The sequence below is a fragment of the Kineococcus gypseus genome (genome assembly GCF_050871305.1).
Taxonomy (GTDB): Bacteria; Actinomycetota; Actinomycetes; order Actinomycetales; family Kineococcaceae; genus Kineococcus; species Kineococcus gypseus.
Window position 1 is genome coordinate 1 of sequence record NZ_JBJLRD010000029.1, and the last position, 25,193, is coordinate 25,193.

General features: G+C 76.7%; 19 protein-coding genes and 1 pseudogene. 12 read left to right on the top strand and 8 right to left on the bottom strand.

The window, feature by feature from the left end; all coding sequences use genetic code 11:
* Positions 1–117: 117 nt before the first annotated feature.
* A complete protein-coding gene (locus ACRYMN_RS12365) occupies positions 118–1,086 on the bottom strand; it encodes a TIGR03557 family F420-dependent LLM class oxidoreductase (protein WP_432495447.1) in 969 nt (322 codons plus the stop codon).
* A 284-nt stretch (positions 1,087–1,370) separates the two neighbouring features.
* Here ACRYMN_RS12365 and ACRYMN_RS12370 point away from each other — a divergent pair, with 284 nt between their 5' ends.
* A complete protein-coding gene (locus ACRYMN_RS12370) occupies positions 1,371–2,291 on the top strand; it encodes a zinc-binding dehydrogenase (protein WP_432495449.1) in 921 nt (306 codons plus the stop codon).
* A gap of 43 nt (positions 2,292–2,334) precedes the next feature.
* Here the strand turns inward: ACRYMN_RS12370 and ACRYMN_RS12375 are convergent, their stop codons facing one another.
* Positions 2,335–4,374 carry a sugar phosphate isomerase/epimerase and 4-hydroxyphenylpyruvate domain-containing protein gene (locus ACRYMN_RS12375; protein WP_432495451.1) on the bottom strand — a complete coding sequence of 680 codons (2,040 nt, stop codon included), beginning with the start codon at positions 4,372–4,374 and terminating at the stop codon, positions 2,335–2,337.
* 157 nt (positions 4,375–4,531) lie between these two features.
* Here ACRYMN_RS12375 and ACRYMN_RS12380 point away from each other — a divergent pair, with 157 nt between their 5' ends.
* From ACRYMN_RS12380 to ACRYMN_RS12390, 3 genes are all read left to right on the top strand, one after another.
* A complete protein-coding gene (locus tag ACRYMN_RS12380) occupies positions 4,532–5,257 on the top strand; it encodes an HAD-IA family hydrolase (RefSeq protein WP_432495453.1) in 726 nt (241 codons plus the stop codon).
* 124 nt (positions 5,258–5,381) lie between these two features.
* Complete coding sequence (gene dapA / locus ACRYMN_RS12385; protein WP_432495455.1) at positions 5,382–6,359, top strand: 4-hydroxy-tetrahydrodipicolinate synthase; 978 nt, start codon at positions 5,382–5,384, stop codon at positions 6,357–6,359.
* Positions 6,356–8,041 (top strand): ribonuclease J, encoded by a 1,686-nt coding sequence (locus tag ACRYMN_RS12390; RefSeq protein ID WP_432495457.1) that lies wholly within the window; start codon positions 6,356–6,358, stop codon positions 8,039–8,041. The genes dapA and ACRYMN_RS12390 overlap by 4 nt, the downstream gene beginning before the upstream one ends.
* Positions 8,042–8,136: 95 nt before the next feature.
* On the opposite strand, the gene ACRYMN_RS12395 is transcribed toward ACRYMN_RS12390, so the two are convergent.
* Complete coding sequence (locus tag ACRYMN_RS12395) at positions 8,137–8,916, bottom strand: sporulation protein (RefSeq protein ID WP_432495459.1); 780 nt, start codon at positions 8,914–8,916, stop codon at positions 8,137–8,139.
* 109 nt (positions 8,917–9,025) lie between these two features.
* On the opposite strand from ACRYMN_RS12395, the gene ACRYMN_RS12400 reads away from it, so the two are divergent.
* Positions 9,026–9,316, top strand: a complete 291-nt coding sequence (locus ACRYMN_RS12400) for a hypothetical protein (protein WP_432495461.1) — start codon at positions 9,026–9,028, stop codon at positions 9,314–9,316.
* Positions 9,317–9,373: 57 nt separating this feature from the next.
* Here ACRYMN_RS12400 and ACRYMN_RS12405 read toward each other — a convergent pair whose 3' ends face one another.
* Positions 9,374–9,802: a ChaB family protein gene (locus tag ACRYMN_RS12405; RefSeq protein WP_432495463.1), complete on the bottom strand. Its 429-nt coding sequence runs from the start codon at positions 9,800–9,802 to the stop codon at positions 9,374–9,376.
* 89 nt (positions 9,803–9,891) lie between these two features.
* On the opposite strand from ACRYMN_RS12405, the gene ACRYMN_RS12410 reads away from it, so the two are divergent.
* The gene (locus ACRYMN_RS12410; RefSeq protein WP_432495465.1) at positions 9,892–10,527 is read left to right on the top strand and encodes a cyclase family protein; all 636 of its coding nucleotides are present in this window, start codon (positions 9,892–9,894) and stop codon (positions 10,525–10,527) included.
* 96 nt (positions 10,528–10,623) lie between these two features.
* Here ACRYMN_RS12410 and ACRYMN_RS12415 read toward each other — a convergent pair whose 3' ends face one another.
* The 3 genes from ACRYMN_RS12415 to ACRYMN_RS12425 all read right to left on the bottom strand — a co-directional run bounded on the left by ACRYMN_RS12415 (position 10,624) and on the right by ACRYMN_RS12425 (position 16,684).
* A complete protein-coding gene (locus ACRYMN_RS12415) occupies positions 10,624–13,731 on the bottom strand; it encodes an endo-1,4-beta-xylanase (RefSeq protein ID WP_432495467.1) in 3,108 nt (1,035 codons plus the stop codon).
* 306 nt (positions 13,732–14,037) lie between these two features.
* Positions 14,038–15,474, bottom strand: a complete 1,437-nt coding sequence (locus ACRYMN_RS12420; protein ID WP_432495469.1) for an Nramp family divalent metal transporter — start codon at positions 15,472–15,474, stop codon at positions 14,038–14,040.
* A 100-nt stretch (positions 15,475–15,574) separates the two neighbouring features.
* Positions 15,575–16,684: a heparan-alpha-glucosaminide N-acetyltransferase domain-containing protein gene (locus tag ACRYMN_RS12425; RefSeq protein WP_432495471.1), complete on the bottom strand. Its 1,110-nt coding sequence runs from the start codon at positions 16,682–16,684 to the stop codon at positions 15,575–15,577.
* A gap of 494 nt (positions 16,685–17,178) precedes the next feature.
* On the opposite strand from ACRYMN_RS12425, the gene ACRYMN_RS12430 reads away from it, so the two are divergent.
* The 6 genes and pseudogenes from ACRYMN_RS12430 to ACRYMN_RS12455 form a co-directional block, all read left to right on the top strand.
* On the top strand, positions 17,179–19,758 hold the full coding sequence (locus ACRYMN_RS12430) for a DNA translocase FtsK (protein ID WP_432495535.1): 2,580 nt from the start codon (positions 17,179–17,181) through the stop codon (positions 19,756–19,758).
* Between the two features lie 190 nt (positions 19,759–19,948).
* The gene (locus ACRYMN_RS12435; protein WP_432495473.1) at positions 19,949–20,830 is read left to right on the top strand and encodes an NYN domain-containing protein; all 882 of its coding nucleotides are present in this window, start codon (positions 19,949–19,951) and stop codon (positions 20,828–20,830) included.
* A gap of 52 nt (positions 20,831–20,882) precedes the next feature.
* Positions 20,883–22,364, top strand: a complete 1,482-nt coding sequence (gene rimO / locus ACRYMN_RS12440) for a 30S ribosomal protein S12 methylthiotransferase RimO (protein WP_432495475.1) — start codon at positions 20,883–20,885, stop codon at positions 22,362–22,364.
* A complete protein-coding gene (gene pgsA / locus ACRYMN_RS12445) occupies positions 22,361–22,942 on the top strand; it encodes a CDP-diacylglycerol--glycerol-3-phosphate 3-phosphatidyltransferase (protein WP_432495477.1) in 582 nt (193 codons plus the stop codon). The genes rimO and pgsA overlap by 4 nt, the downstream gene beginning before the upstream one ends.
* A gap of 38 nt (positions 22,943–22,980) precedes the next feature.
* A complete protein-coding gene (locus ACRYMN_RS12450) occupies positions 22,981–23,475 on the top strand; it encodes a CinA family protein (RefSeq protein WP_432495537.1) in 495 nt (164 codons plus the stop codon).
* 204 nt (positions 23,476–23,679) lie between these two features.
* Positions 23,680–24,051, top strand: a pseudogene (locus ACRYMN_RS12455) (helix-turn-helix domain-containing protein); the annotation flags it as partial.
* Between the two features lie 217 nt (positions 24,052–24,268).
* On the opposite strand, the gene ACRYMN_RS12460 reads toward ACRYMN_RS12455, so the two are convergent.
* Positions 24,269–25,174, bottom strand: a complete 906-nt coding sequence (locus ACRYMN_RS12460; protein ID WP_432495479.1) for a DNA-formamidopyrimidine glycosylase family protein — start codon at positions 25,172–25,174, stop codon at positions 24,269–24,271.
* Between the last annotated feature and the right edge of the window lie 19 nt (positions 25,175–25,193).

The window sequence follows — 25,193 nt, forward strand, 5'->3', positions numbered from 1 at the left end:
CCCCCCCCCGCCCCCCCCCCCCCCCCCCCCCCCCCCCCCCCCCCCCCCCCCCCCCCCCCCCCCCCCCCCCCCCCCCCGCCCCCGCGTCCGCCACCGGGCCCGGCAGCGGGCGCGCCGTCAGGAGGACGGCGTCAGCGCCCGCAGCGGTGCGGCGAGCTCGTCGGCGAAGAACCCCAGGAACCCGTCGGGGTCGGGGCCCGCGTTCTGGGTGACGAGGTGGTCGAAGCCGGCGTCGACGTACTGCTGCGCGTTGCGCAGGTACCCCGCCGGGTCGGGGCCCACGGCGAACTGGGCGGTGACGTCCTGCGCCGTCACCGTCCGCGTGGCCGCGTCGAAGTTCACCGGGTTCGGCAGCTCCGCCATCACCTTCCAGCCGGTGACCGCCCAGCGGCTCTTCTCCAGCACGGCCGCGACCGCCGACTCCTCGTCGGGCGCCCAGGCCATCGGCACCTCGGCGTAGGCCGGGCCGCTGCCGCCGTGCTGCTTCCAGGTGGCCACCATGCCGCCCTTGGGCTCGGTGGCGAAGAGCCCGTCGCCGAGCTCGGCGGCGATGCGCGCCGACGCCGGGCCGCTGGCCGCCACGGCGATGACGGGCAGCTCCTCGGGCAGGTCGAACACCCGCGCGTCCTCCAGCCGCAGGTGCTTGCCCTCGTACGTGCGGTACCCGCCGCTCCAGAGCAGGCGGATGATCTCCAGCGCCTCGCGGAAGCGCTCGTGGCGCTCGGCCACGCCGGGGAAGCCGCGGCCGACCACGTGCTCGTTGAGGCGCTCGCCGGCGCCCACGCCCAGCGTGAAGCGCCCGTCGGAGATGATCGCCATCGTCGCGGCGGCCTGCGCGATGATCGCCGGGTGGTAGCGCACCGACGGGCACGTCACCCCGGTGACCAGGCCGATGCGCTCGGTCTTGGCGGCGATGGCCGCCAGCAGGCTCCACGTGAAGCCGGAGTGCCCCTGCACGTCCAGCCAGGGGTGGTAGTGGTCGCTCATCTCCACGAAGTCGTAGCCGGCCCGCTCCGCCTCGACGGCCTGCCGGATGACCTCCTTCGGGTCGAAGGCCTCGGTCGCCAGCTTGTACCCGATGCGCATGCGTTCCTCCGTGCTCGCCGCTCGGACCGTCCGCCCCGCCGCCCCCGCGCACCCGCGACGCGCGGACCGCGTGCCCGCGTGCCCGCGTGCCCGTGCTGCCAGCGGTGCGCGCCGGGACCCGGCCCGGCGCTGGCGACCCTAGGGGAGCGCCCGTCGGGCGGCACCCCGGCAGCAACCCGACGTGCGGGGGCGCAGGGCTTGCCCGGCACCGGGATCCGCGACAACCTCGCCCTGCCGCCCGGCCGGGCGCGCTGCGTGGACGGGTCCACGGGGGAGGGGTCGCGGTGACCAGGGCGGTGCGCTTCGAGCGGTTCGGCGGTCCCGACGTGCTGAGCGTGGTGGACGTGCCCGCGCCCGAGCCCGGCCCGGGGCAGGTGCGCGTGACCGTGCGCGCGGCGGGCGTGAGCATCGTGGGCTCCGCCGCGCGCGAGGGCGCCCTGGCCGAGCTGTACCCCACCGCCTTCCCCGGCTCCGAGGGCGCCGAGTTCGCCGGCGTGGTCACCGCCGCCGCGCCCGGCTGCGGGTTCGCCGTGGGCGAGGAGGTCCTCGGCTGGAGCGCGCGCCGCGACGCGCACGCCGAGGCGGTCCTCGTGCCCGCCGCGCACCTCGTGCGCAAGCCCGCCGGGCTGCCGTGGCAGGCCGCCGGGGCGCTGTACGTGGCCGGGGTGACCGCGCACGCGTGCGTGTGCGCCAGCGGGGTGCGCGACGGCGACGTGGCCGTCGTGCACGGCGCCACCAGCGACGTCGGGTCCCTGCTGGTGCAGCTGGCGCGCCTGTGCGGGGCGGCGGTGGTGGGCGTGGCGGCCCCCGAGCACCACGACTGGCTGCACGCGCACGGCTGCGACGCCGTCGCGCCGGCCGCCGACCCCGGCGAGCTGGCCCGCCGGGTGCTCGCGCGCGCCGGGCGCGCCGACGTCCTGCTCGAGACCGCCGGCGCCGACCTGGCGCCGCTGGCCGCCGCGCTGGGCGTGGCGCCGCCGCGCGCGGTGTCCACGGTGGAGGTGGAGGCGGCCGTGGAGTTCGGCGGGCCCCCGGCCCCGGCGCCGGCCCGCCGCGCGGAGGTGCTCGCCGAGCTGGCCGCCCTGGTGGCCACGGGCCGGCTGAGCGTGCCGATCGCCGGCGCCTACCCGCTGGCGGACGCGCGCGCCGCGGCCGTCGAGGCCGAGCGGCCCGGCCGGTGCGGGCGCGTGGTGCTGCTGCCCTGAGCGCCACCGCGCACGGCGCCCGGGGCCGGGCCCGGGGCCGTGCTCAGGAGTCGGCCGGTCCGCCCGGGCGCGCCGCCGCCGGCGCGCTCTGCGCCGCCAGCCGCACCGGGGTGTTGACCGCCCCGTAGCCGCGGTAGCCGCCGATGCGCTGGAGCACCTCGATGAAGAACTCCCTGCTCGGGGCCCGCGTGAAGAAGTGCAGCAGCTCGCCGTCCTCGTCGCGGTCGTACATCACGTGGTGCTCGCGCAGCTGCTCCAGGACGCCGTCCTCGAGCGCGTAGCGCGCCTCGAGGTCGTCGTAGTAGTTGCCCGGCACGGGCAGCGGCTCGCCGCCGTTGCGGCGGAAGGCGCGCGCGGCCGCCAGCGCGTCCGGGGTCGCGAAGGCGACGTGCCCGGCGCCCAGCGGGCGCCCGCGCAGCATCGCCGACGTCGGTGCCACGTTCAGCGCGATGCGCACCTCCTCGCCCGGGGAGGTCAGCGCCCGGCTGCGCACCAGCCCCGCCGGTCCGGGCACCACCGTCGTCGGGCCCGGCTCCAGGCCCAGCACCGCGGCCAGGAACAGGGTGGCCGCGTCGAACCCCGCGAAGCGCTGCGGCAGCGCGACGTGGTCCACGCCCGTCAGCGGCACCGGCTCCGGCGCCGGGCCCGCCGGGGCGCTGGGCGTGAAGTCGGCCAGCCAGCCGCCGGCGACCGCCCCGGACCCGCCGGTCCCGTTCGACGCGCCGGTCCCGTTCGAGGCGCCGGGGGCGTCCTCGCAGAACTGCACCCACGTGCCGTCCGGGGCCACCACCGAGGGGATCTCCGCCTCGCCCGGGCCCACCGCGCGGTTGACCACGGGCGCCAGCAGGGTGCGGGCGCGCTCGTGCAGCGCCTGCGCCTGCGTGGTCGCCAGCCCCAGGGCGGAGATCTGCGCGCGCACGTCCTCGCGGCGCCGGTTGAGCACCACGCGCACGTCGTCGTTGGACCACAGCTCCACCGGCCCGCTGCGGTGCTCGCCGGTGCGGGTGAAACCCAGCTGCGCCAGCAGCCGCTCCACGGCGCCGGCGGCCGAGGGGGAGGCGGAGACCTCGGTGAACGCCCACGAGCGCACCGCCGGCGGCTGCGGCAGCGACGGCGACGGCGAGGCCGGCGGCAGCGCGGGGCGGTGCCGGAAGGTGCGGTCGCGCAGGTAGCGCAGCGAGCGCATCGCGTCCACCGCCGTCGCCACCGGGTCCGCCTGCCGGGCCAGGTCGTTGAAGACCTCCAGCGAGACCGGGCCGCGGTAGCCGCTGGAGACGACGGCGGCGTGGAAGCGCTCGAGGTCGAACTCGCCCTGGCCCGGGAAGCAGCGGTGGTGCCGGCTCAGCGGCAGCACGTCCATCGACAGCCGCGGCGCGTCGGCGATCTGGTAGAAGAACACCTTCCCGGCCGGCAGGGAGGCGATGTCCGAGGGGTCGTCCCCGCGCGAGAGCACGTGGAAGGAGTCCAGGCAGTTGCCCAGCGCCGGGTGGTCGGCCGCGCTGACCAGGCGGGCGGCGTGCCGGTAGTCGGACACGTGCGCGCCCCACGCCAGCGCCTCGTAGGCCAGGCGCACCCCGTGCGAGGCGGCCACCTCAGCGGCCGCGTGCAGCTGCGCGGCCAGCAGCCCGTCGTCGCGCACCGCGCCCGGGTGCACCGCCGAGCACACCAGGACCAGGTCGGTCCCCAGCTCCAGCGCCAGCTCGCACTTGCGGTGCAGCCGGTGCGCGTTGCGGGCCACGACCGCCGGGTCGACGTCGTCGACGTCCCGGAACGGCTGGAACAGCGAGACCGACAGCCCCAGGTCCTCCACCCGCCGGCGCAGCGCCGCCGGGCTCTCCGGGCTGGCCAGCAGGTCCGGCTCGAAGACCTCCACGGCGTCGAAGCCGGCCGCGGCCACCGCGCGTAGCTTCTCGTCCAGCGTGCCGGCCAGGCACACCGTGGCGATGGAGGCGCGCAGCTCGTGCGTGCCCCCCGGCCACGACGGCGCCACCCCCCGCGCCGACCCGTCCAGCACCGCCACCGCCGCGCCCGCGCCCCCCGCGCCCGCCGCCCTCCCCGCACCCGCCGTGCTCGTCGCGCTCACCGCTCCCTGCGACATGGTCCCCCCCAGGCTCCGTCCGGTCGGCGCCCAGACTGGCACGCCCGCCCGCGCCGCGGGGGCCGCCGGGGCCCGCACCCGCGCGCGTCCACCCGGACGGGGCAGCCGGGCACCGCTGCGCGCGGGCTCGTAGGGTGCGACGGTGAGCCTGCCCGACCGCACCTTCGCCGCCGTCCTGCTCGACATGGACGGCACCCTCGTGGACTCCACGGCCGCCATCGCGCGCAGCTGGACCGCCTGGGCCCTGGAGCACGGGGTCACCGGCGAGGAGCTGGCGGCCGTGCGCGGCCACGGGCGCCCCGCCCCGGAGATCGTGCGCGACCTCGTCGGCGCCGAGCGCGCCGAGCTCGCCGCCGCGCGCATCGGAGAGCTGGAGGTGGCCGACGTCGCCGACGTCGTGCAGCTGCCCGGCGTGCCCGAGCTGCTGGCCGCCCTGCCCGCCGGCCGCTGGGCGGTGGTGACCTCCTGCGGCAGCGCGTTGGCCGACGCGCGCCGCGGCGCGGCCGGCCTGCCCGAGCCGCCGGCCCTGGTCACCTACGACGACGTCGCGCGCGGCAAGCCGGACCCGGAGTGCTTCCTGCTGGGCGCGCGCCGCCTGGGCGTGGACCCGGCCGACTGCCTGGTCGTCGAGGACGCCCCCGCCGGCCTGGCCGCCGCCCGCGCCGCCGGCTGCGCCACCCTCGCGGTGCGCACCACCCACCCCACCGGCCCGCTGGAGGCCGACGCCGTCGTGGCGCTGCTCAGCGACGTGCGCGCCCGCGCCGTGGACGGCGGCGTGCGCGTGGAGGTGCTGCGCGAGGACGCGCCGGCCGGGGCGGGCGGGGGAGTGCCCGGTGGCGTGCCCGGTGGCGTGCCCGGCGGCGTGTAACGCCCCGGCGCCGGGCGCCGATGACACCCCCGGACCCGGTCGCTGCCCGGACCCCCGAGCGGGCAGCGACCGGGTCCTCGCACGTGCGCGCCGGGTCGTCGGTGCTCGGCGGTAACCTCGGGGCATGCCCCCCGCCACGGCCGCGCAGCCCTCCCGCCCGTTCGGAGCGGTGCTCTCCGCGATGGTCACGCCCTTCACCGCCTCCGGCGCCGTGGACGTCGACGGCGCGGCGGCGCTGGCCGAGCGGCTGCTGGCGCAGGGGCACGACGGGCTCGTCGTCAGCGGCACGACGGGGGAGTCGCCGACCACCTCCGACGCCGAGAAGGACCGCCTGCTGCGCGCCGTCCTGGAGGCAGTGGGCGAGCGCGCGCACGTGCTGGCCGGCGTGGGCACCAACGACACCGCGCACAGCGTCGAGCTGGCGCAGGCCGCGGAGAAGGCCGGCGCCCACGGGCTGCTGGTCGTCACCCCCTACTACTCCAAGCCGCCGCAGGCGGCGCTGGCGCACCACTTCCGCGCCGTCGCGGACGCCACCGCCCTGCCGGTGATGCTCTACGACATCCCGGGCCGCTCGGGCGTGCCGATCGAGACCGAGACCCTGGTGCGCCTGGCCGAGCACGACCGCGTCGTGGCGGTCAAGGACGCCAAGGGCGACCTGTCGGCCACCTCCTGGGTCATGGCCCGCACCGACCTGGCCTACTACTCCGGCGAGGACGCGCTCAACCTCGCGCTGCTGGCGCACGGCGCCGCCGGCGTCGTCAGCGTCGTCGCCCACGTCGCCGGCGAGCGGTACGCGGCGATGGTGCGCGCCGTGGACGCCGGGGACCTGCCCGCCGCCCGCGCGCTGCACACCCGCCTGCTGCCCGCCGTGCGCGGGATCATGACGCGCACCCAGGGGGTCGTCGCCGTCAAGGCCGCCCTGGAGCTGACCGGCGCGCTGCCGCGCCGCGCGGTGCGCGCACCGCTGCTGGAGGCCACCGGCGAGGAGGTCGCCGCGATCGCCGCGGACCTCGCCGCCGCCGGGCTGCTGCCCGGCCCCGAGGACGCCTGGTCCACCCACCCCACGGTCGCGACCGCCCCGGTCGCAGGAGGAGCCGCATGAGCCACCCCCACCCCGAGCTGTCCGCCCCGCCGCCGCTGCCCGACGGCGCCCTGCGCGTCGTCGGCCTCGGCGGGCTGGGCGAGGTCGGGCGCAACATGACGGTGTTCGAGCACCGCGGCAAGCTGCTGGTCGTCGACTGCGGCGTGCTCTTCCCCGAGGAGCACCAGCCCGGCGTCGACCTCATCCTGCCGGACTTCAGCCACATCGCCGACCGCCTCGACGACGTCGTCGCGCTCGTGCTCACCCACGGCCACGAGGACCACATCGGGGCCGTGCCGTACCTGCTGCGCCGGCGCCCGGACATCCCGCTCGTGGGCTCGCAGCTGACCCTCGCCCTGGTGGAGGCCAAGCTCAAGGAGCACCGCATCCGCCCCTACACGCTGGGCGTGAAGGAGGGGCAGACCGAGCAGCTGGGGCCGTTCTCCTGCGAGTTCGTCGCGGTGAACCACTCCATCCCCGACGCGCTGGCCGTGGCCGTCCGCACCGACGCCGGCCTGGTGCTGCACACCGGCGACTTCAAGATGGACCAGCTCCCGCTGGACGGGCGCATCACCGACCTCAACGCCTTCGCCCGCCTGGGCGACGAGGGCGTGGACCTGTTCTGCGTGGACTCCACCAACGCCGAGGTGCCCGGGTTCACCGCCCCCGAGCGCGACATCGGCCCGGTGCTGGAGCAGCTCTTCGGCCGGGCCGAGCGGCGCATCGTCGTGGCGTCGTTCTCCAGCCACGTGCACCGCGTGCAGCAGGTGCTCAACGCCGCCGACGCCCACGGGCGGCGGGTGGCGTTCGTGGGCCGCTCGATGGTGCGCAACATGGGCATCGCCGCCGACCTGGGCTACCTGCACGTGCCCCCGGGCGTGCTCATCGACCTCAAGCAGGTCGACGACCTGCCCGACGACCGCGTGGTCCTCATGTGCACCGGCTCTCAGGGCGAGCCCATGGCGGCGCTCTCGCGCATGGCCAACCGCGACCACCGCATCTCCATCAGCGCCGGCGACACCATCGTCATGGCCAGCTCGCTCATCCCGGGCAACGAGAACGCCGTCTTCCGCGTCATCAACGGCCTGACCCGCCTGGGCGCCACGGTCGTGCACCAGCAGAGCGCGAAGATCCACGTCTCCGGCCACGCCAGTGCCGGCGAGCTGCTCTACTGCTACAACATCCTCAAGCCGCGCAACGTCATGCCGGTGCACGGCGAGTACCGCCACCTCGTCGCCAACGCCGAGCTGGCGGTCAGGACGGGCGTGCCGCGCGAGCGCGTCGTCATCGCCGAGGACGGCGTCGTCGTCGACCTCGTCGAGGGGCGCGCCAGCATCACCGGCGCGGTGCCGGTGGGCTACGTCTACGTCGACGGCTCCAGCGTCGGGGAGATCACCGAGGCCGACCTGAAGGACCGCCGCATCCTCGGCGAGGAGGGCTTCATCTCCATCTTCGTCGCCGTGGACTCCGTGACCGGCAAGGTCGTCTCCGGCCCGGAGTTCAACGCGCGCGGCTTCATCGGCGACGGCGACGACCGCTTCGCCGGGATCCGCTCGAAGGTGGAGGCGGCGCTCAACGAGGCCTCCACCGGGCCCGTCGACACCCACCAGCTGCAGCAGATCGTGCGGCGCACCGTGGGCTCCTGGGTCAGCCAGAAGCACCGCCGCCGCCCCATGATCGTCCCGGTGGTCGTCACCGCCTGAGGGCGCACCGCCCCGGCGACGGCCGGCCCGCGACCCCGCGTCGCGCGCCGGCCGTCGCGCTCACGGGGTCGTGGCCGGCCCCGTCGCCGGTCCCGTCACCAGCCCCAGCCGCGCCGGGAGCCCAGCTCGCGCACGGCCCCCTCCAGCGCCGCCGCCACGCGCGCCCGGTCGGTGTCGCCGTGGCCCAGGCGCAGCCGGGTGACGACGTCGCGCCCCTCGCTCAGCAGCCCGCCGCGCCGGTCCGCCTCCAGCACCACGTCCACGCCCCGCGCGTCGGTGAGGAAGGTGACCTCCAGCTCGTTCACGCGCCGGGTGCCGGGCGGCGGGGCGAACTCCAGCTCCTGGTAGAAGGGCAGGTCGGAGCCGCGCACGCGGCCCTTCTCCACGTCGGCGTGCGTGAAGCGCCAGCCCAGCGAGCCCAGGGCGTCCACCACGGCCTGCTGCACCGGCAGCGGCACCACGGTCAGCGCGTCGAGGTTCCCGGGGTCCACCGCCCCGGCGATCACCAGCTTCGTCACCACCCCGACGTGCACGCCGCGCAGGCGCCAGCCGCCGATCGCCGTCACCGGCGTCTGCCAGGGCAGCAGCAGGGAGAACGGCAGCTCGGTGCGCTCGCCCGGCGCGGTGGTGAAACCCGCGCCCACGCGCGCCCGCGCGAAGACGACGTCCTCGCGCCACTCGGAGTCGCCGCTCTCCACCTCCACCCGGGCCTGCAGCGCCACGACGACCTCCTCGACGTCCTGCGCCACCGACCCGCCGACCACGACGACGCGCCCGCCCACCGGGCCGCCCGGCTGGGCCACGTCGCGCTCGAGCTGCGTGTCCACCGACGCCGCGCCCGCGCCGAAGCGCGCCGCGAGGTTGCGCAAGCCCATCTCGTCCCCCGTCCCCGGGCCGCCGGCCGGCCCCCACCGTGGTCGACGGGCGGGGCCGGTGCGGCGTTCCCGGCGCGCGCCCGGCGGGCGGGTGCGGCACGGTGGGGCCATGAGCGTGCGACCCGCCACCGTGGACATCTCCCTCGTGCGTCCGGAGGACCGTGAGCGTTCCGCCGACCTGCTGGAGCGGCTGCGCGAGTCGCTGCCGGACCTGGCCACCACCGCCGACCCGGCGGGCCCGGTGACCCGCGCCGACGACGGCTCCGGCTTCACCGCCCACCTGCACGTCACCGCCGGGGACGACGCCGAGACCGAGCGGGTGGCGCGCGCGGAGGTCGTCGAGGCGCTGGGCCGGCTGGGTTTCGACGACACCGACTACACGGTCGACGTCGTCGTCTGAGGGCGCGCCGTCCCGCGCGCCCGGCCCGCCGTGCGGCCGGGCCCGCGGGACGGCGGCTCAGCCCTGCTCGCGGGCTCGGCGCGTGGCGCGGTCGTTGGCCCTCTGGATCGCGGAGACCAGCTCGTCCTTGCTCATCGAGGAGCGGCCGGGCACGTCCAGCCGCTTCGCGACGTCCATGAGGTGCTCCTTGGTCGCGTTGGCGTCCACCCCGCCGGCGGTGGGCCGGTCGGTGTCGCGCCCGCCCTCGGCCTGCGCGTCGGAGGGACCCTTGCGGCCCTTGGGCTCCCAGTGGTCGCCGACCTTCTCGTGGGTGTGCTTCAACGCCGCGAACGCCGTCCGGTGCGCGCGCTCGCCGTCGCCGTACTCCTCCTCGGCGTGCTCGAGCGTCTTCGCGTAGGTGCGCTGCGCCTTCTCGTCCGAGCGCGCGATCGTGCTCGGCAGGTCGCCGGGGTCGGGCGTCCCCGACGTCCCCTCCTCCTCAGCCATGCGGGAGGCTTACCCGCGGCGGGGCGCGCCGAACCGCGCCGCCGCCGAGGACGCCGTTGCCGAGGACGCCGCCGCCGAGGAGGCCGCACGTGGAGCGCACCCCGATCGACGTGACCGTCCCCCTCGTGCCCGGCCGCGTGCCGCTGTACCCGGGGGACACCGAGCTGGTCGTCGAGCGCCACCAGACGTTGGCGGGTCAGGGCGCGAACGTCTCCCGGCTGTCGTGCTCGGCGCACTGCGGCACCCACGTCGACGCCCCCGTGCACTTCCTGCCCGGCGCCGGCGGCATCGAGGCGGTGCCGCTGGAGGTGCTCACCGGCCCCTGCGAGGTCGTCGACGCCACCGGTCCCGAGGGGCACCTGGACGCCGCCGCGGTGCGTGCCCTGGAGTTCGCCGAGGGCACCGGGCGGGTGCTGCTGCGCACCCGCGGCGGCGCCCTGTGGGACGGCCCGGTCTTCAGCGAGGACTTCCCGGCGCTGACCGGCGACGGCGCGGCCGCGCTCGTCGCGCGCGGGGTGCGGCTCGTCGGCATCGACTACCTGTCCATCGCGCCGTTCGACGACCCCGCCCCAGCCCACGAGGAGCTGCTGCGGGCGGGGGTCGTGGTCGTCGAGGCGCTGGACCTGCGCCGCGTCGCCCCGGGGCGCTACGGGTTCACGTGCCTGCCGCTGCTGCTGCCCGGCGCCGACGGCGCCCCGGCCCGCGCGTTCCTCGTGCCCGCCTGAGGGTGCCCGCCCGGGGGTCCCGCGACGGCGGCGAGCCCCGCACCGTGGACGGTGCGGGGCTCGCGCGCGCAGCCGGGCCGTCGGGGCCCGGGGAGGTCAGCCGCGGGGCCAGCCGCCGGGCCGGCCACCGCGGTGCCCCGGCGCGGTGCGGATCGCCACCGCGGCCTCGAGCGCGGTGCCGTCCACCGTGGAGCCGGTGACCAGCAGCCGCGTGCCGCCGAGCGCCACGCCGGTCAGCCGGACGCGGACGGCGCAGTCGAGGTCCGCCACGCCGTCGGCGTCGGCGTCCCGGCCGGCCCTGCACCCGGCCACGGAGTCCTCGGTGCCCTCGACGCCCACGCGCAGGGTGTCCACGTCGACGTCCCGGACCGGGTCGAACCCGCTCTGGGACAGCAGGGTGACCTCCACGGTGCCCCTGCTCCGGGGGTCGACGACCCCGCGGGAGGTCGCCTCGACCGTCACCGGCACGACGATCAGGCCCTCCGGGAGCGGGGTGGCCCCCAGCACCTCGGCGCCGCCCAGGACGACGACCACGAGGCGGGCGCCGGGCTCGACGTCGCCCTCGTCGACCCGCAGCATCGCGCGGCCGCCGGCGAAGGTCGCCGTCGCCACCGTGTCGCCGTCGCTGAGCAGGACCGCCCGGCGACCGTCCGGCACGTCCGCCGCGACGGGCAGCTCGTGGTGCACGCCCGATCCGTCGACCACGCGGTCGGCGGCACCGGGCTCGATGCCGACGCCGAGGCTGTCGGTCTCCTCGAACGTCCGGTCCACCACGTTCTCGTACAGCCTGACGCGGCTGGCGTCGGCGTACTCGGCCAGGTCGCCTCGGCCGCCCTCCGCGACGAAGCCGGCGCTGGAGCCGTGCAGCGCGTACGTCTCGTCGGTGTCGGCGCTGTGCGTGAACAGCGTCGTCCCGCCGTCCTCGTCCAGCCCGGTGTCGAACCACACCGCGCGGTCGAGGTTGGCGTCCCCGACCAGCCTGTCCGAGACGAGCGCGTCGGTGTTCACGCGGTCGGGGTGCTCCGCGCGGTGGACGGTGAAGGGTTGGATCAGGCCGCCGTGGACCAGGCTCGTCATGGTGAAGCCCGTGTACCCGTTCGCCTCCGTGTAGCGGCCCGGGTCGCTGCTCTCGGCCTCGCTGAACAACCACCGCATGTTGTCCTGCACCGGCTCCGGCTCGACGACCGCGTCACCCTCGACGACGACGGGGGTGCCGTAGTAGCCCTGCCGCGCCTCGCTGACGCCCTCGCCCGCCGGCACGGGGTTCAGGCCCTCGTGGGTCAGCGCTCGGCCGGTGTCGTCGCCGGCCACGACGAGGTACGTCGTGTCGTCCTCGATGGAGCCCGCCGCTCGCCAGGTGCTCTGGGGCCGGTCGAGGTCGGTGACCCTGGCGTCGGTGAGCGGTGCCCAGTCCTGGTCCCACACGTGCTTGCGCACCGTCGTCCCCGCCAGGTCGCCCTGGGCGATCGGCTCGTCGGTGCTGACGGTGTAGCGGGCGCTGCCGTGCTTCGGGGGAGCGGGGTGGTCCGCGCTGGTCGTGGAGGCGGGACGGCCGTCGTGCAGGAACTCCTGGAACAGCGTCAGGTCGCTGCGGCCGTCGCTGAACCGCACGTCGACCGTGGAGCGGTAGCCGGTGTCGGGGTGGTTGACGTCCTGCTCCCACTCGGCCTGCATGTGCCCGAAGTTGATCGTGTACGTCGAGGTGTTGGCCGGCTCGTCCTCCCACGCCGCCGTCACCGTCGCGACGCACGGGTCGCCCGGGCCCACGGCGCAGCCCGGCGAGTCGAGCGAGACCTCGACGTCGAGCTCGTCGCCGTGGTCGTGGGCGACGTCCTCGACGGAGAAGTCCACGGTCGAGACGTCGTCGGGGACGTGGACGTCGTGCTCCGTGCGCTGGGGGTCGAGGTCGAAGACCTCACCGCCGTACGTGAAGGACGTGAGCTCGGGGGCCTCGTGCTCGAAGCCGAGCCAGCCCTCGGGGTCGGCCACGGCGCGGTAGGCCGGCTTCTCGACCCACGTGTCGCCGTCCCTGGAGAACGGCAGCGGGAAGTAGTTCGAGCGCCAGCTCTCGGTGTCGCTCGTCCCCCAGAAGGACACGCGCGCGATGTGGTCCGAGTACTTCTTCAGGAGCACGAAGAGCTCGGCGTACTTGTCCGCCTGCACCTGCAGCTGCTCGGCGGTGGGGGGCACGGTGGTCCCCGTGTCCTGCGTGCCCGTGATGCTCATGTCGAGCTCGGTGAGCGAGACCTCCACGCCCGTCGCGATGTAGGTCTGCAGCGTCCGCTCGAGGTTGTCGAGGTCGAGCCTGGTGTTGTAGTGCGCCTGGATGCCGATCCCCTGGATCAGCTCCTGCTCGTCCTCGGGGTGCTCCCGGGCGTACCTCTCGTTGAGCTCCGTCACCATGCTGGCGATGGCGATCGCCTTGTTCGGCAGCTCCAGGTCGTTGAAGTCGTTGTAGTACAGGGTCGCGTCCGGGTCGGCCTGGCGCGCGAAGAGGAAGGAGTCGTAGACGTAGTCCCACGGGTTCCCGCCCTTGGCGTAGGCACCGGCCCACGCGGCGGCCCGGTACTTCGGCTGCTCCACGGAGCGCAGGGCGTTGCGCCAGTCCGTGGGGTTCTCCGGGTTGTCCCGCATGGCCTCGTTGACGACGTCCCAGGCGTCCAGCGCGTTCGGGCCCTCGCCGTACCGCCCGGCGATCGTCTGGATGTACCGCTGGAGCTGGGAGCGGGCCTCGTCGTGGTCCCAGTGGATGATCATGTCGGAGGTCAGGGTGTTCCGGTCGGCGGACCTGGCCGGCCAGTACCGCGACTGGTTGTGCCACGCCAGCGCGTGCCCGATCGTGTAGAGGCCGGCCTCCTTCGCCCGCGCCACGACGGCGTCCGCGTTCGCCAGCCCGGTGGGGTCGGCCGCCGGCCGGCCCGTCGCGGGGTCCCCGCTCCAGATGCTGTCGGGCTTCAGGGCGTTCTCCGGCGTGACGGCGTTGTAGTGCTGGAGCACGTGCGCCCACTTCGCACCGCCGTTCGCCGTCCAGTCGCCGGGGCTGATGGTGGTGCCGACGAGGAAGTGGTCCTCGTAGACGTCCTTGAGGCCGGGGCCCTGGGGCGCTCCGGTGGCGGCGCTGGCGACCGGTGGCGCACCGGCGAGAGCCGCGGCCGCCAGGGCCGTGGTCGCCAGCGCCGACAGGCGGGCGTGGATCGCCTTCACTCGGGGGTCCTCTCGTCGTTCGGGACGCTCTCGGGGTCCTGCGAACCGTTCAGCGGTGAGCGGCTCGGCGGTCGCGGACCCCGCGGCGGTGGCTCGTGCGGGGGCGAGTCAGCCCTTGTGTGACACGTCGTCACTGACCGTGCCCACGGCGCGAGCTTGCCAGACGTCGCAGCACCGCACCAGGGAGGTCGTCAGGGACCTGCCGCGTCCCCCGCCGACGAACGGGGGCGCCGCCCCGCGGCGGCCGCCCCCACCGGCCGCTGCGGGGCGACGCCCCCGTCGGTCACCCCCCGTCCGGGGTGGCGGTCAGCCGCCCGACAGCAGCCTGTCGATCTGCTGGTCGAACGTCAGCACCGACAGGGTGCCGAACAGCAGCACCGCCCACACCAGCACCGCGATGCGCACCCCGCGCGGGCGCAGGGCGGCGGGCAGCACCCGCCGGTTGAGCATGAGCAGCAGACCGGAGTAGATGAACATCATGAACCCGCCGACGACGGCGGAGATGACCAGCAGCACCAGCGGCGCGGTCAGCCCGGCCAGCAGCACGATGCAGCCGAAGAGCACCAGGCCCCACACCAGGACGAAGTAGACCTTGCTCTCCGGGGTGCGCTTGAGGTAGCTGACCCGGACCACGTCCGCGCCCAGGCGGCTGGTGTAGTCCACGATGCCCAGCGCCGCGGCGAACAGCGAGATCACGCCCACCACCCAGAAGAGGGTGCCGAACCAGTCGCCGACGGCCTCCTTGAGCACCTCGCCCTCGACCTGCACGAAGGAGATGTCGTTCGTCACGTCCGGGTTGCCGAACACCGTCGCGTAGGCGAGCAGCGAGGTGAACGTGATGGTGATGAACGTGATGAGCACGAACGTCACGAGCTGCTCGATGTTCGCCACGCGCCACCAGCGCCGCCAGTGCGCCATGTTCTGCTCGGTCGGCTCGAAGGCGTACCCGGTGCTGGGGGCGGCCTCCGGCTTGCCGGTGACGGGGCTGACGATGCGCGGCACGTACGCGCCCATGCCGAAGCCCTTGTCGCGGATCCAGTTGCTCTGGCAGAGGTTCTGCCCGCCGCCGGCACCGGCGAACGCCAGCGCCCCGGTCAGCAGGGCGTAGCCCAGCTCCGAGGGCACGGTGGCCCGGGTGACGATGTCCGGCACGTCGCCCCACGCCCCGGCGTCGATGGCGAAGGTCGCGCCGACGACGACGAGGGCCAGCACGGCGACCACCTTGAAGGTCTCCACGCGCTCCAGGGCCGTGTACACCACCGGCGCCAGGGTCAGGATCGCCCCGATGGCCAGCAGCATGACGATGGCGATGGGGGTCACGCTGCCGCCGACGAGGTACGTCAGCAGCGTCGCCGAGCTGGTCACCCACCCCGGCCACAGGTTGGCGAAGTAGGCCAGGAGCGCCAGCACCAGGCCCCAGTGCTTCCAGAACCGGCTGAAACCGGTCAGCGCCGTCTCGCCCGTGGCCAGGGTGTAGCGCTCGATCTCCATGTTGATGAAGAACTGCGTCGCCAGGCCGACCAGCGCGGCCCAGACGAACACCAGCCCCACCTGCGAGGCGATGTACGGGTAGAGGATGAACTCCCCGCTGGCCAGGCCCACCCCGGCGGCCACCACGCCCGGGCCGAGCACCGGCAGCAGCCGCGGCGGCCCGGGGGGCAGGTCGCGCAGCTGCGGGCTCGGCAGGTTCTTGGTGGGGAAACGCTGCAGCACGGTGCTGCGCGTGTCGTGGTCCTCGGACATGCCGGCCTCCTCGACGGTGTCTGCGCCGGTGATCGTGTCACCGTGCCTGCACGCCCTGCAAGCACCGCCGCGGGCGCGGCGCGGGGCGGTGCGCGCCCGCTCAGCGCCGGGCGGGTTCCGGGTCCACCATCGCCGCCGCGCCGCGCGCGGCGCCGGAGAGGACCCCCTCCAGCGGCCCGCGCCCCAGCGCCGCCCGCCACGCGCCGGCCAGCAGCACCCCGACCAGCACGTGCAGCGCCCACAGCCCGGCGGTGTCGCCCGGCCGCGCCGCCAGCGCCAGCACGTGCCCGGTGTAGACCGACAGCGGCATCGAGCCGAACGCCGCCAGCGGGGCCAGGAACCGCGTCGCCGCCGCCGGCAGCAGCAGCGCGGCGCCCAGCACCAGCAGCGCCGTGCCCGAGGTGTGCAGCAGGTCCAGCGGGGTGCCCGAGTGCGGTTCGGCCACCGCCAGGAACCACGGCGAGCTCGTGGGCACCGTCCCGTGGAAGGTCCACGCCGGCGTGCCCGGTGCCGCGCCCAGCGCCGCCAGCCGCGCCAGCCCGCCGCCCGGCCCCAGCAGCAGCGCGCTGGCCAGCCACGCCCCGGCCGCCAGCACCAGGCCGGTGCCCAGCAGCCGCAGCGCCGCGCGCGCGCCGCCCAGCCCCGCGCGCGCCACCGCCAGGCCCAGCAGCAGGTACCCCGTCCAGCCCAGCACGGGGTAGTAGCCCGTCAGCAGCAGCGTGCGCAGCAGCTCCACCGGCGCCAGCAGGTCCAGCAGGGTCGGCTGGCGGTAGGTGGGCGCCAGCTCCAGCGCGGCGCGCAGCCACGCCCCCAGCAGGGGGCCGGCCACCAGCCACGCCCCCGCCAGCACCGCCAGGCGCCGCGCGGGCCACCACAGCACCGGCAGCACGAGCACGAACGCCAGCCCGTAGTACGGCAGGATGATCGCGATGCGGCTGCCGGCGCTCACCAGCACCAGGCCCAGCAGCGCCACCAGCAGCCCGCGCACGGCGATCCCCGTGCGCGCCGCCGCCCGGGCCTGCCCGCTCGGCGCGGTGCGCCGGGTCGCCAGGCCCAGCGAGACCCCGGCGAGCACCCCGAACAGGCCCGAGGCGCGCCCGTCGGCCAGGTCGTACAGCACCCCGGCGGCCCCGACCGCGGTGGCCGGCAGCACGTGCACGGCCATCATCCCGGCGATGGCCACGGCCCGCGCCAGGTCCACCCCCACCACGCGCCCGGACCGCTGCGGTGCGGGCGGGACGGGCGGGAGGGGAGCCGGCGGCGGGGGAGGGGAGGAGGGCGCCACGGAGCCAGTCTGGACGCCCCGCCGGCGGGCGCGCGCCGGGGTGCGGGCGCGCCGCCCGGCCGCGCGGGCCGCGCCTGGGTACGGTGAGGCGCATGGCTCCCCGCACCGACGCACGCTCCACCGCGCCGGACAGGGGGGGCAGGGGCAGCGGGGGCCGCGCGCCCGCGCCCCGCACGGCGTCCGCGCGCACCCCCCAGGGAAGGGGATCGACGGTGGCCAAGACCGGGACCGCCAGGACGTCCGGCCGGGCCCCCGCCGCGGGGGCCGGTGCGCGCGCCCGCTCGGGCAGCCGCCCCGCTCCCGCGCGCACCCCGGCCCGGCGCGCCGCGCCCGCCCGCCCGGTGCGCACCGGCCCCAGCTGGCCCGTGCGCGCCGTCTCGGCCACCTGGAGCGGCCTGGCGCACGTCGTGGGCGGCGCGGTGCGCCGCGTGGGCACCGGTGCGCGCGACCTCGACCCGGAGCTGCGCCGCGACGGCGCGGGCCTGGCCCTGCTCGGGCTCGCCCTGGTCGTCGCCGCGCGCGAGTGGTGGGGCCTGCCCGGCCGCGCCGGCGCGGTGATCCACACGGTCGCCGCCGGCACCTTCGGCGAGGTCGTCCTGGCCCTGCCGCTGGTGCTGCTGGGCCTGTCCGTGCACCTGCTGCGCCACCCGGACCGCACCCGCACCACCACCCGCGCGGTGGTCGGCACCGGGGCGCTGACGCTGTCCGCGGCGGGCCTGGTGCACCTGGCCGCCGACGCGCCCTCGCCCACCGGGCCGGGCGGCGCCGCCGTCGTCACCGACGCGGGCGGGATGGTCGGCTTCCTCGTCGCCGGGCCGCTGACCAGCGCCCTGACCGGCTGGGTGGTCGTGCCGCTGCTGCTGCTGCTGGGCTTCTTCGGCCTGCTCGTGCTCACCGCCACCCCCGTGCACGCCATCCCCGCGCGCCTGCGCGAGGGCTACGAGCGCCTGACGCACCACCCGCACGTCCCCGGCGGCGCGGCCGGCGGCGGGCGCGGCGCGGACCTGCCCGCCTCCGCGCTGGCCAGGGCCCGCGCGGCCGCCGCCCGCCCCCAGCCCGGGGCCGCGCCGGTCGAGGAGCCGCGCAAGCGCCGCCGCGGCCGCGCCGGCGCGGCCCGCCCGGGCGACGAGGCGTTCGAGCAGGCCGTCACCACCGACGGGGCGCCCGCGCCCGCCGCGGCGCCCGCCGGCGGCGCGACCGGCCCGCGCCCGGGCGAGCGCCGCCCGGTGCCCGCCGGGGCCGCCGACACCACTGGTGCGGGTGGCGCCGGTGCGGGTGGCGGTGCCGCGGCCCGTGCCGCGGGCGCCCCGCCCGCCGTGGACGCGGGGGACGCCGGGGACGCCGGGGACGCCGCCGCCGTGCCGGCCGCCGGGCCCCGGGACCTGCCCGCGCCGCCGCACACCCCGATGCCGCCGCGCGTGGAGCAGCTCGCGCTGGCCGGGGACGTGACGTACGCGCTGCCCGAGGCGTCCAGCCTGAGCCCGGGCACCCCGCCGAAGGAGCGCAGCGCCGCCAACGACCGCGTCGTCGAGGCGCTGTCGGGGGTGCTGGAGCAGTTCGACATCGACGCGCGCGTCACCGGCTTCTCCCGCGGCCCGACGGTCACCCGCTACGAGGTGGAGCTCGGCGCCGGCACGAAGGTCGAGCGGGTCACCCAGCTGTCGAAGAACATCGCCTACGCGGTGGCCAGCGCGGACGTGCGCATCCTCTCGCCCATCCCCGGCAAGTCCGCGATCGGCATCGAGATCCCGAACACCGACCGCGAGACCGTCTCGCTGGGCGACGTGCTGCGCAGCCAGGTCGCCACCCGCACCGAGCACCCGATGGTCATGGGCGTGGGCAAGGACGTCGAGGGCGGCTTCGTCATCGCCAACCTGGCGAAGATGCCGCACCTGCTGGTGGCCGGGGCCACCGGCGCGGGCAAGTCCAGCTTCGTCAACTCCATGATCACTTCGATCCTCATGCGCGCCACGCCCGACGAGGTGCGCATGGTGCTCGTGGACCCCAAGCGCGTGGAGCTGACGGTCTACGAGGGCATCCCGCACCTCATCACGCCGATCATCACCAACCCCAAGAAGGCCGCCGAGGCCCTGGAGTGGGTCGTGCGCGAGATGGACCTGCGCTACGACGACCTCGCCGCCTTCGGCTACAAGCACATCGACGACTTCAACGCCGCGGTGCGCGCGGGCCGGGTCCACCCGCCGGAGGGCTCGCAGCGCGTGCTGCAGCCCTACCCGTACCTGCTGGTCATCGTCGACGAGCTGGCCGACCTCATGATGGTCGCCCCCCGCGACGTGGAGGCGTCCATCCAGCGCATCACCCAGCTGGCGCGCGCGGCCGGCATCCACCTGGTGCTGGCCACCCAGCGGCCCTCGGTGGACGTGGTCACCGGCCTCATCAAGGCCAACGTGCCCAGCCGGCTGGCCTTCGCCACCTCCTCGCTGGCCGACTCGCGCGTCGTGCTGGACCAGCCGGGCGCGGAGAAGCTCGTCGGGCAGGGCGATGCGCTGTTCCTGCCGATGGGCGCCTCCAAGCCCATGCGCGTGCAGGGCGCGTGGGTGACCGAGAGCGAGATCGAGGCCGTCGTCTCGCACGTGAAGTCGCAGCTGGCGCCGGCCTACCGCGACGACGTCGTGGCCCCGGCGCAGAAGAAGCAGGTCGACGAGGAGGTCGGCGACGACCTCGAGGTGCTGCTGCAGGCGACCGAGCTGGTGGTCACCACGCAGTTCGGCTCCACCTCGATGCTGCAGCGCAAGCTGCGCGTCGGCTTCGCCAAGGCCGGGCGCCTGATGGACCTGCTGGAGTCACGCGGCGTGGTCGGCCCCAGCGAGGGCTCGAAGGCGCGCGACGTGCTCGTGCGGCCGGAGGACCTGCCGGGCACGCTGGCCCTGCTGCGCGGCGAGGAGCCCCCCAGGGCGCTCGAGCCCGGCGCGGCGGGCGAGCCGGAGGAGGTCGAGGCCGACGGCTCCGAGGACGCCTGGGAGCTGACCCAGCGCTGACCCAGCGCTGACCCAGCGCTGATCCGGTCCCGACCCGGCGCTGACCCGGTGCCGGGGCCGGCTCCGGCGGGTGGCGCCGGTGCCCCGGCGCGCCCGCCCCGCGGGGGGCGGGGCGCCGTCCCACCACACCGCGTCACGACTCGATGCGCTTTGCGTCGCACAGTGGTAACTCTCCGTGTAACTTGAGCGCATGGACTCGCCGCGCCCCCACGAGCCCGCCCGGGACCTCGACCTGCTCGTGTGGGACGCGCCGAACATCGACATGACCCTCTCCGCGATCCTCGGCTCGCGCCCGGCCTCCTCCGACCGGCCCCGCTTCGACGCCATCGCCCGCTGGTTCCTGGCCGAGGCCGGCGACCACGAGGTCGAGGGGTGCGTGTTCACCAACGTCCAGCCTGCCGCGGCCGTCTCGCTGCGCGGCTGGATCGAGGCGCTGCGCAGCTTCGGCTACGCCGTCTTCGCCCGCCCGAAGCTGCAGCCCGAGGACGACGTCGACGACGCGATGCTGCACCACATCGCCGAGCGCGCCGCCACCTACCGCCTGCGCCGCCTCGTCGTCGCCAGCGGCGACGGGCGCAACTTCCTGGCCCCCCTGGAGGAGCTGCGCCGCGCCGGGGTGCGCTGCGTGGTCCTCTCCTTCGCCGAGGTCGCCGGGTACGCCCAGGAGTCCCCGCACATCGAGTTCGTCGACCTCGAGGACGTGCCCGGCGCCTTCCAGGTCTCCCTCGGGCGCACCCGCCTGACGGCCCTGCCCCCCGAGGGCGGCTGGTTCCGCCCCACCCGGCCCATGCGCGCGCTGCTGGACGAGCAGCACCCGGCCCCCGCGCCGGTCGGGCCGGCGCTCGCCACGGCCCCCGCGCCCGCTCCCGGCCCCGCGCCGAGCGGGCCGGAGGCTGCGGTGCAGGCGGGCGCGGTGCAGGCGGGCGCGGTGCAGGCGGGCGCGGTGCCCCTCGCGCCGGCGGTGCCGCCGGCCCCCGCGTCCCTGGACGTCACCGGTCCTCGCGCCGCCCACGCGGCGGGGGGCGACGGGCGGGTGCCCCACCCGGGCCCGCCGCGCACCCGCGCGCTCTGACGCCGCCCCCGCGCGCGCCGCCGGCCCGCGCGCGACTGCGTACCCTGAGGGGGTGCCAGGCACCTCCGCGCAACGACGCTCCGTCGCCCTCGTCACCCTCGGCTGCGCCCGCAACGACGTGGACTCCGAGGAACTGGCGGGCCGGCTCGCCGACGCCGGGTGGGACCTCGTCGACGACCCCGACGGCGCCGACGTGGCCGTCGTCAACACGTGCGGCTTCGTCGAGCAGGCCAAGAAGGACTCCATCGACACGGTCCTGGCGGCCGCGGACCTGAAGGAGTCCGGTCGCACCCGGGCCGTCGTGGCCGTCGGGTGCCTGGCCGAGCGCTACGGCCGCGACCTCGCCGAGTCGCTGCCCGAGGCCGACGCGGTGCTCGGCTTCGACTCCTACGCGGACCTCTCCGGCCACCTCGAGGCGGTGCTGCACGGCGAGCGCCCGCGCTCGCACGTGCCGCGCGACCGGCGCACCCTGCTGCCCCTGGCGCCGGCCGAGCGGCAGGCCGCGCGCGCCGCCGCCGCGCCGGTCGTGCTGCCGGACCTGCCCGCCGGGCTGGCCCCGGCCAGCGGCCCGCGCGTGGTGCGCCGGCGCCTGGGCTCGGGCCCGTGGGCGCCGGTGAAGATCGCCGCCGGCTGCGACCGGCGCTGCACGTTCTGCGCCATCCCCGCCTTCCGCGGCTCCTTCGTCTCCCGCCCCGCCGACGAGGTCCTCGCCGAGGCGCGCTGGCTGGCGGGGCAGGGCGTGAAGGAGGTGTTCCTCGTCAGCGAGAACACCACCAGCTACGGCAAGGACCTCGGCGACCTGCGCGCCCTGGAGGCGCTGCTGCCGCGCGTGGCGGCCGTGGACGGGATCGAGCGCGTGCGGGTGTCCTACCTGCAGCCCGCCGAGGTGCGCCCGGGCCTGCTCGACGCCCTGACCTCCACCGCCGGCGTGGTGCCCTACTTCGACCTGTCCTTCCAGCACTCCTCCCCGGCCGTGCTGCGCCGCATGCGCCGCTTCGGTGGCACCGAGCCGTTCCTGGGGCTGCTGGAGCAGGTGCGCGAGCGCGCGCCGCTGGCCGGGATCCGCTCCAACGTCATCGTCGGCTTCCCCGGCGAGACGGAGGCCGACGTGGCGGAGCTGTGCTCCTTCTTGGAGCGCGCCCGCCTGGACGTCGTGGGCGTCTTCGGCTACTCCGACGAGGACGGCACCGAGGCCGCCGGCCTGGACGGGCACCTGCCCGCCGAGGTCGTCGCCGAGCGCGTCGAGCGCGTCGGGCGCCTGGTGGAGGAGCTCGTCGCCCAGCGCGCCGAAGAGCGCCTCGGCGAGGTCGTCGAGGTCCTCGTGGAGTCGGTGCTCGACGAGGACGGCGACCCGCACGTCGTCGGCCGCGCCGCGCACCAGGGCCCCGACGTCGACGGCGAGACCGAGCTGGACCTGCCGCCGGGCACCCGCGTCGCCGTCGGCGACCTGGTGCGCGCCCGCGTCACCGGCGTCTCCGGCGCCGACCTGCTGGCCGAGCCGCTGGTGGGTGCCGCCGCGCCGGTGCCGGCGTGAGCGAGCGCGCGCAGCGCTTCGAGTGGCGCACCGCGCACCGCCTGCACCTGCCGAACGCGCTGACGGTGCTGCGGCTGGTGTGCGTGCCGCTGCTGGTGTGGTTCATGGCCGAGGACGGCGGCCGGGACTGGCGCTGGCGGCTGGCCGCCAGCGGCGTGTTCGCCGCGGCCAGCATCACCGACCGCTACGACGGCCAGCTCGCGCGCCGCTGGGGCACCGTCAGCGACTTCGGCAAGGTCGCCGACCCGCTGGCCGACAAGGCGCTCATCGGCAGCGCCCTGGTGGTGCTCTCCCTGCAGGGGCGGGTGCCGTGGTGGATGACGGTCCTCGTGCTGGCCCGCGAGGTGCTCGTGACCGTGCTGCGCTTCCTCGTCATCCGCCGCGGCGTGATCATTCCCGCCGACCGCAGCGGCAAGGTCAAGACGGTCGTGCAGACGGCGGCCGTGGGCCTGTTCCTGCTGCCGCTGCCGGACTGGGCGCGCTGGCCCTGCCTGCTCGTGATGCTCGTCGCGGTGGTCCTCACCGTGACCAGCGCCCGCGGCTACCTGAGCGCCGGCGTGCGGCTGCTGCGCTCGTGAGCGCCCCCGCGGACGGCACCGGGTCCGTGCCCGGGGCCGTGCCCGGGCCCGCGGGCGCGGCGGCCGCCGTGGTGGCCGCGCTGCGCGCGGCCGGGCTGAGCGTGGCCACCGCCGAGTCCCTCACCGGCGGGCTGGTGTGCGCGACGCTGGTGGACGTGCCCGGCGCCTCGGCGGTGGTGCGTGGGGGGGTCGTGGCCTACGCCACCGAGCTGAAGGCCGCGCTGCTGGGCGTGGACGCCGCCCGGCTGGCCCGCAGCGGGCCGGTGGACGCCGAGGTGGCCCGCCAGATGGCCCGCGGCGCGCGCGAGCGCCTGGGCGCCGACGTGGGGCTGGCCACCACCGGGGTGGCCGGGCCCGGTCCGGCCGACGGGCACCCGGCCGGCACGGTCTTCGTCGCCGTGGCCGCCGACGCCCTGCCCGGCGGTGCCGCCGCCCGGCGCCTGGAGCTGGCCGGCGACCGCGCCGCGGTGCGCCGCGGCGCGGTCGAGGCGGTGCTGGCCGACCTCGCCGCGCTGCTGCACCCGTCGGGGTGACGCTCGTCGCTGCGGCGCCCGGGGCGGAACACCTGCAGCTCCCGGAGGGTTGAGCTGGACGTGCGCAACTCCGTTCCCGTCACGACCCCGACACGTTCCCCGGGGTACGGTGGTGGTTCCACCACGGGCAGCCACCGGGGAGCGCCGACCGCTCGACCGGCCCTCCGGAGCCTGCCCCCTCGTCTCCCCGAGGGAGGTCGTCGCATGGTCGTGCTCCGCAGGACGATCGGTGACGTGCTGCGCGACGAGCGCCGCGGTCAGCAGCGCACGCTGCGCGAGGTCTCCTCCACCGCCCGGGTGTCCCTGGGCTACCTCAGCGAGGTTGAGCGGGGCCAGAAGGAGGCCTCCAGCGAGCTGCTGGCGTCCATCTGCACCGCGCTGGACGTGCCGCTGTCGCAGGTGCTCGGCGAGGTGACCCGCCGCATCGCCGACGAGGAGGGCGGCCGGCGCCCCTACGCGGCCGAGGGCCTGGTGCCCACGCCCGGCTCGCCGCGCACCTCCCCCCAGGGCGCCGTCACCACCCCGCGCCTGCCCGTGGTCGAGCCGGTCGCCGAGCCCGTCCGGGCCGCGGCCGCCCCCCTGGTGGAGGCCCCGCTCGCCGAGGCCCCGGCCGGTGAGGACGTGGTGCAGCCGGTGGACCAGGCCGTCGACGACATCGTCGACGCCGCCCTGGAGGAGCTCGTCGCCGGTCGCGGCAGCGAGTTCTCCCTGGAGCTGGACGGCCTGCCCGACGACCTCGAGCTCGTCCTGCGCCGCCGGCTGCTGCCGGCCGCCTGAGCGACCCCCGACCCCTTCAGCGGCGCACCCGGCTCCCCGGGGGCGCCGCTGACGCGCGTGCGGGGCGCCGGCGCGCCGAGCCCAGCGGCGCCTGGGGGCGGCCGTCGTCGGTGGGCGCCGGGCCCGGCTGGCAGCGCGGGCAGTAGAAGGCGGTGCGCTCCTGCGGGGGCGCGCCCACCGGTGCCACCCGCACCGTCGTGCCGCAGCGCAGGCACGGCAGCCCGGAGCGGGCGTGCACGAAGTTCTCCCGGCCGCGGCGCAGGTCGCCGGTGGTGACCTGGCCGGTGCGGTCCTTGTTGGCGTCCAGCAGGCGGTGCACCAGCGCGACGAAGCGCGCCGGCGCGGGCAGCTCGCCCACCGCCGTCCAGGGGCTGACCCCGGCCAGGAAGCACGCCTCGGCCATGTAGAAGGTGCCCACCCCGGCCAGCACGCGCTGGTCGAGCAGCGCCTCGCCGAGGTGGCGCCGCGGCTGCGCCAGCAGGCGCCGCAGCGCCTCGTCCGCGTCCCAGCCGGGCCCGAGCAGGTCCGGGCCCAGGTGGCCGACCAGGTCGGCCTCCGCGGACGTGGGCACCAGGTCGAGCATGCCGAGCTTGTGACCCACGGCCGTCCACGCGCCGGTGGTCAGCACGGCGCGCACGCCGGAGGCCGAGCGCCGTCCGCGCCCGTCGGAGCCGGTGCGCTCGACGTACCAGGAACCCTCCATGCGCAGGTGGCTGTGCAGCGTCAACGGCGGCTCGCCGTCGTGCGCGGCCAGGCGCGCGAGCAGGTGCTTGCCGGCGCTGGCGACCTCCAGCACCCGCCGGCCGGACAGGTCCGCGGTGGCCAGGCTCGGCCAGCGCAGGTCGCAGCCGGTCAGCTCGCGCCCGGCCAGCGCCGCGTGCAGGCGCCGCGCGGTGCGCCAGACGACGTCACCCTCGGGCACGGGGCCCTCCGGCGCTGGC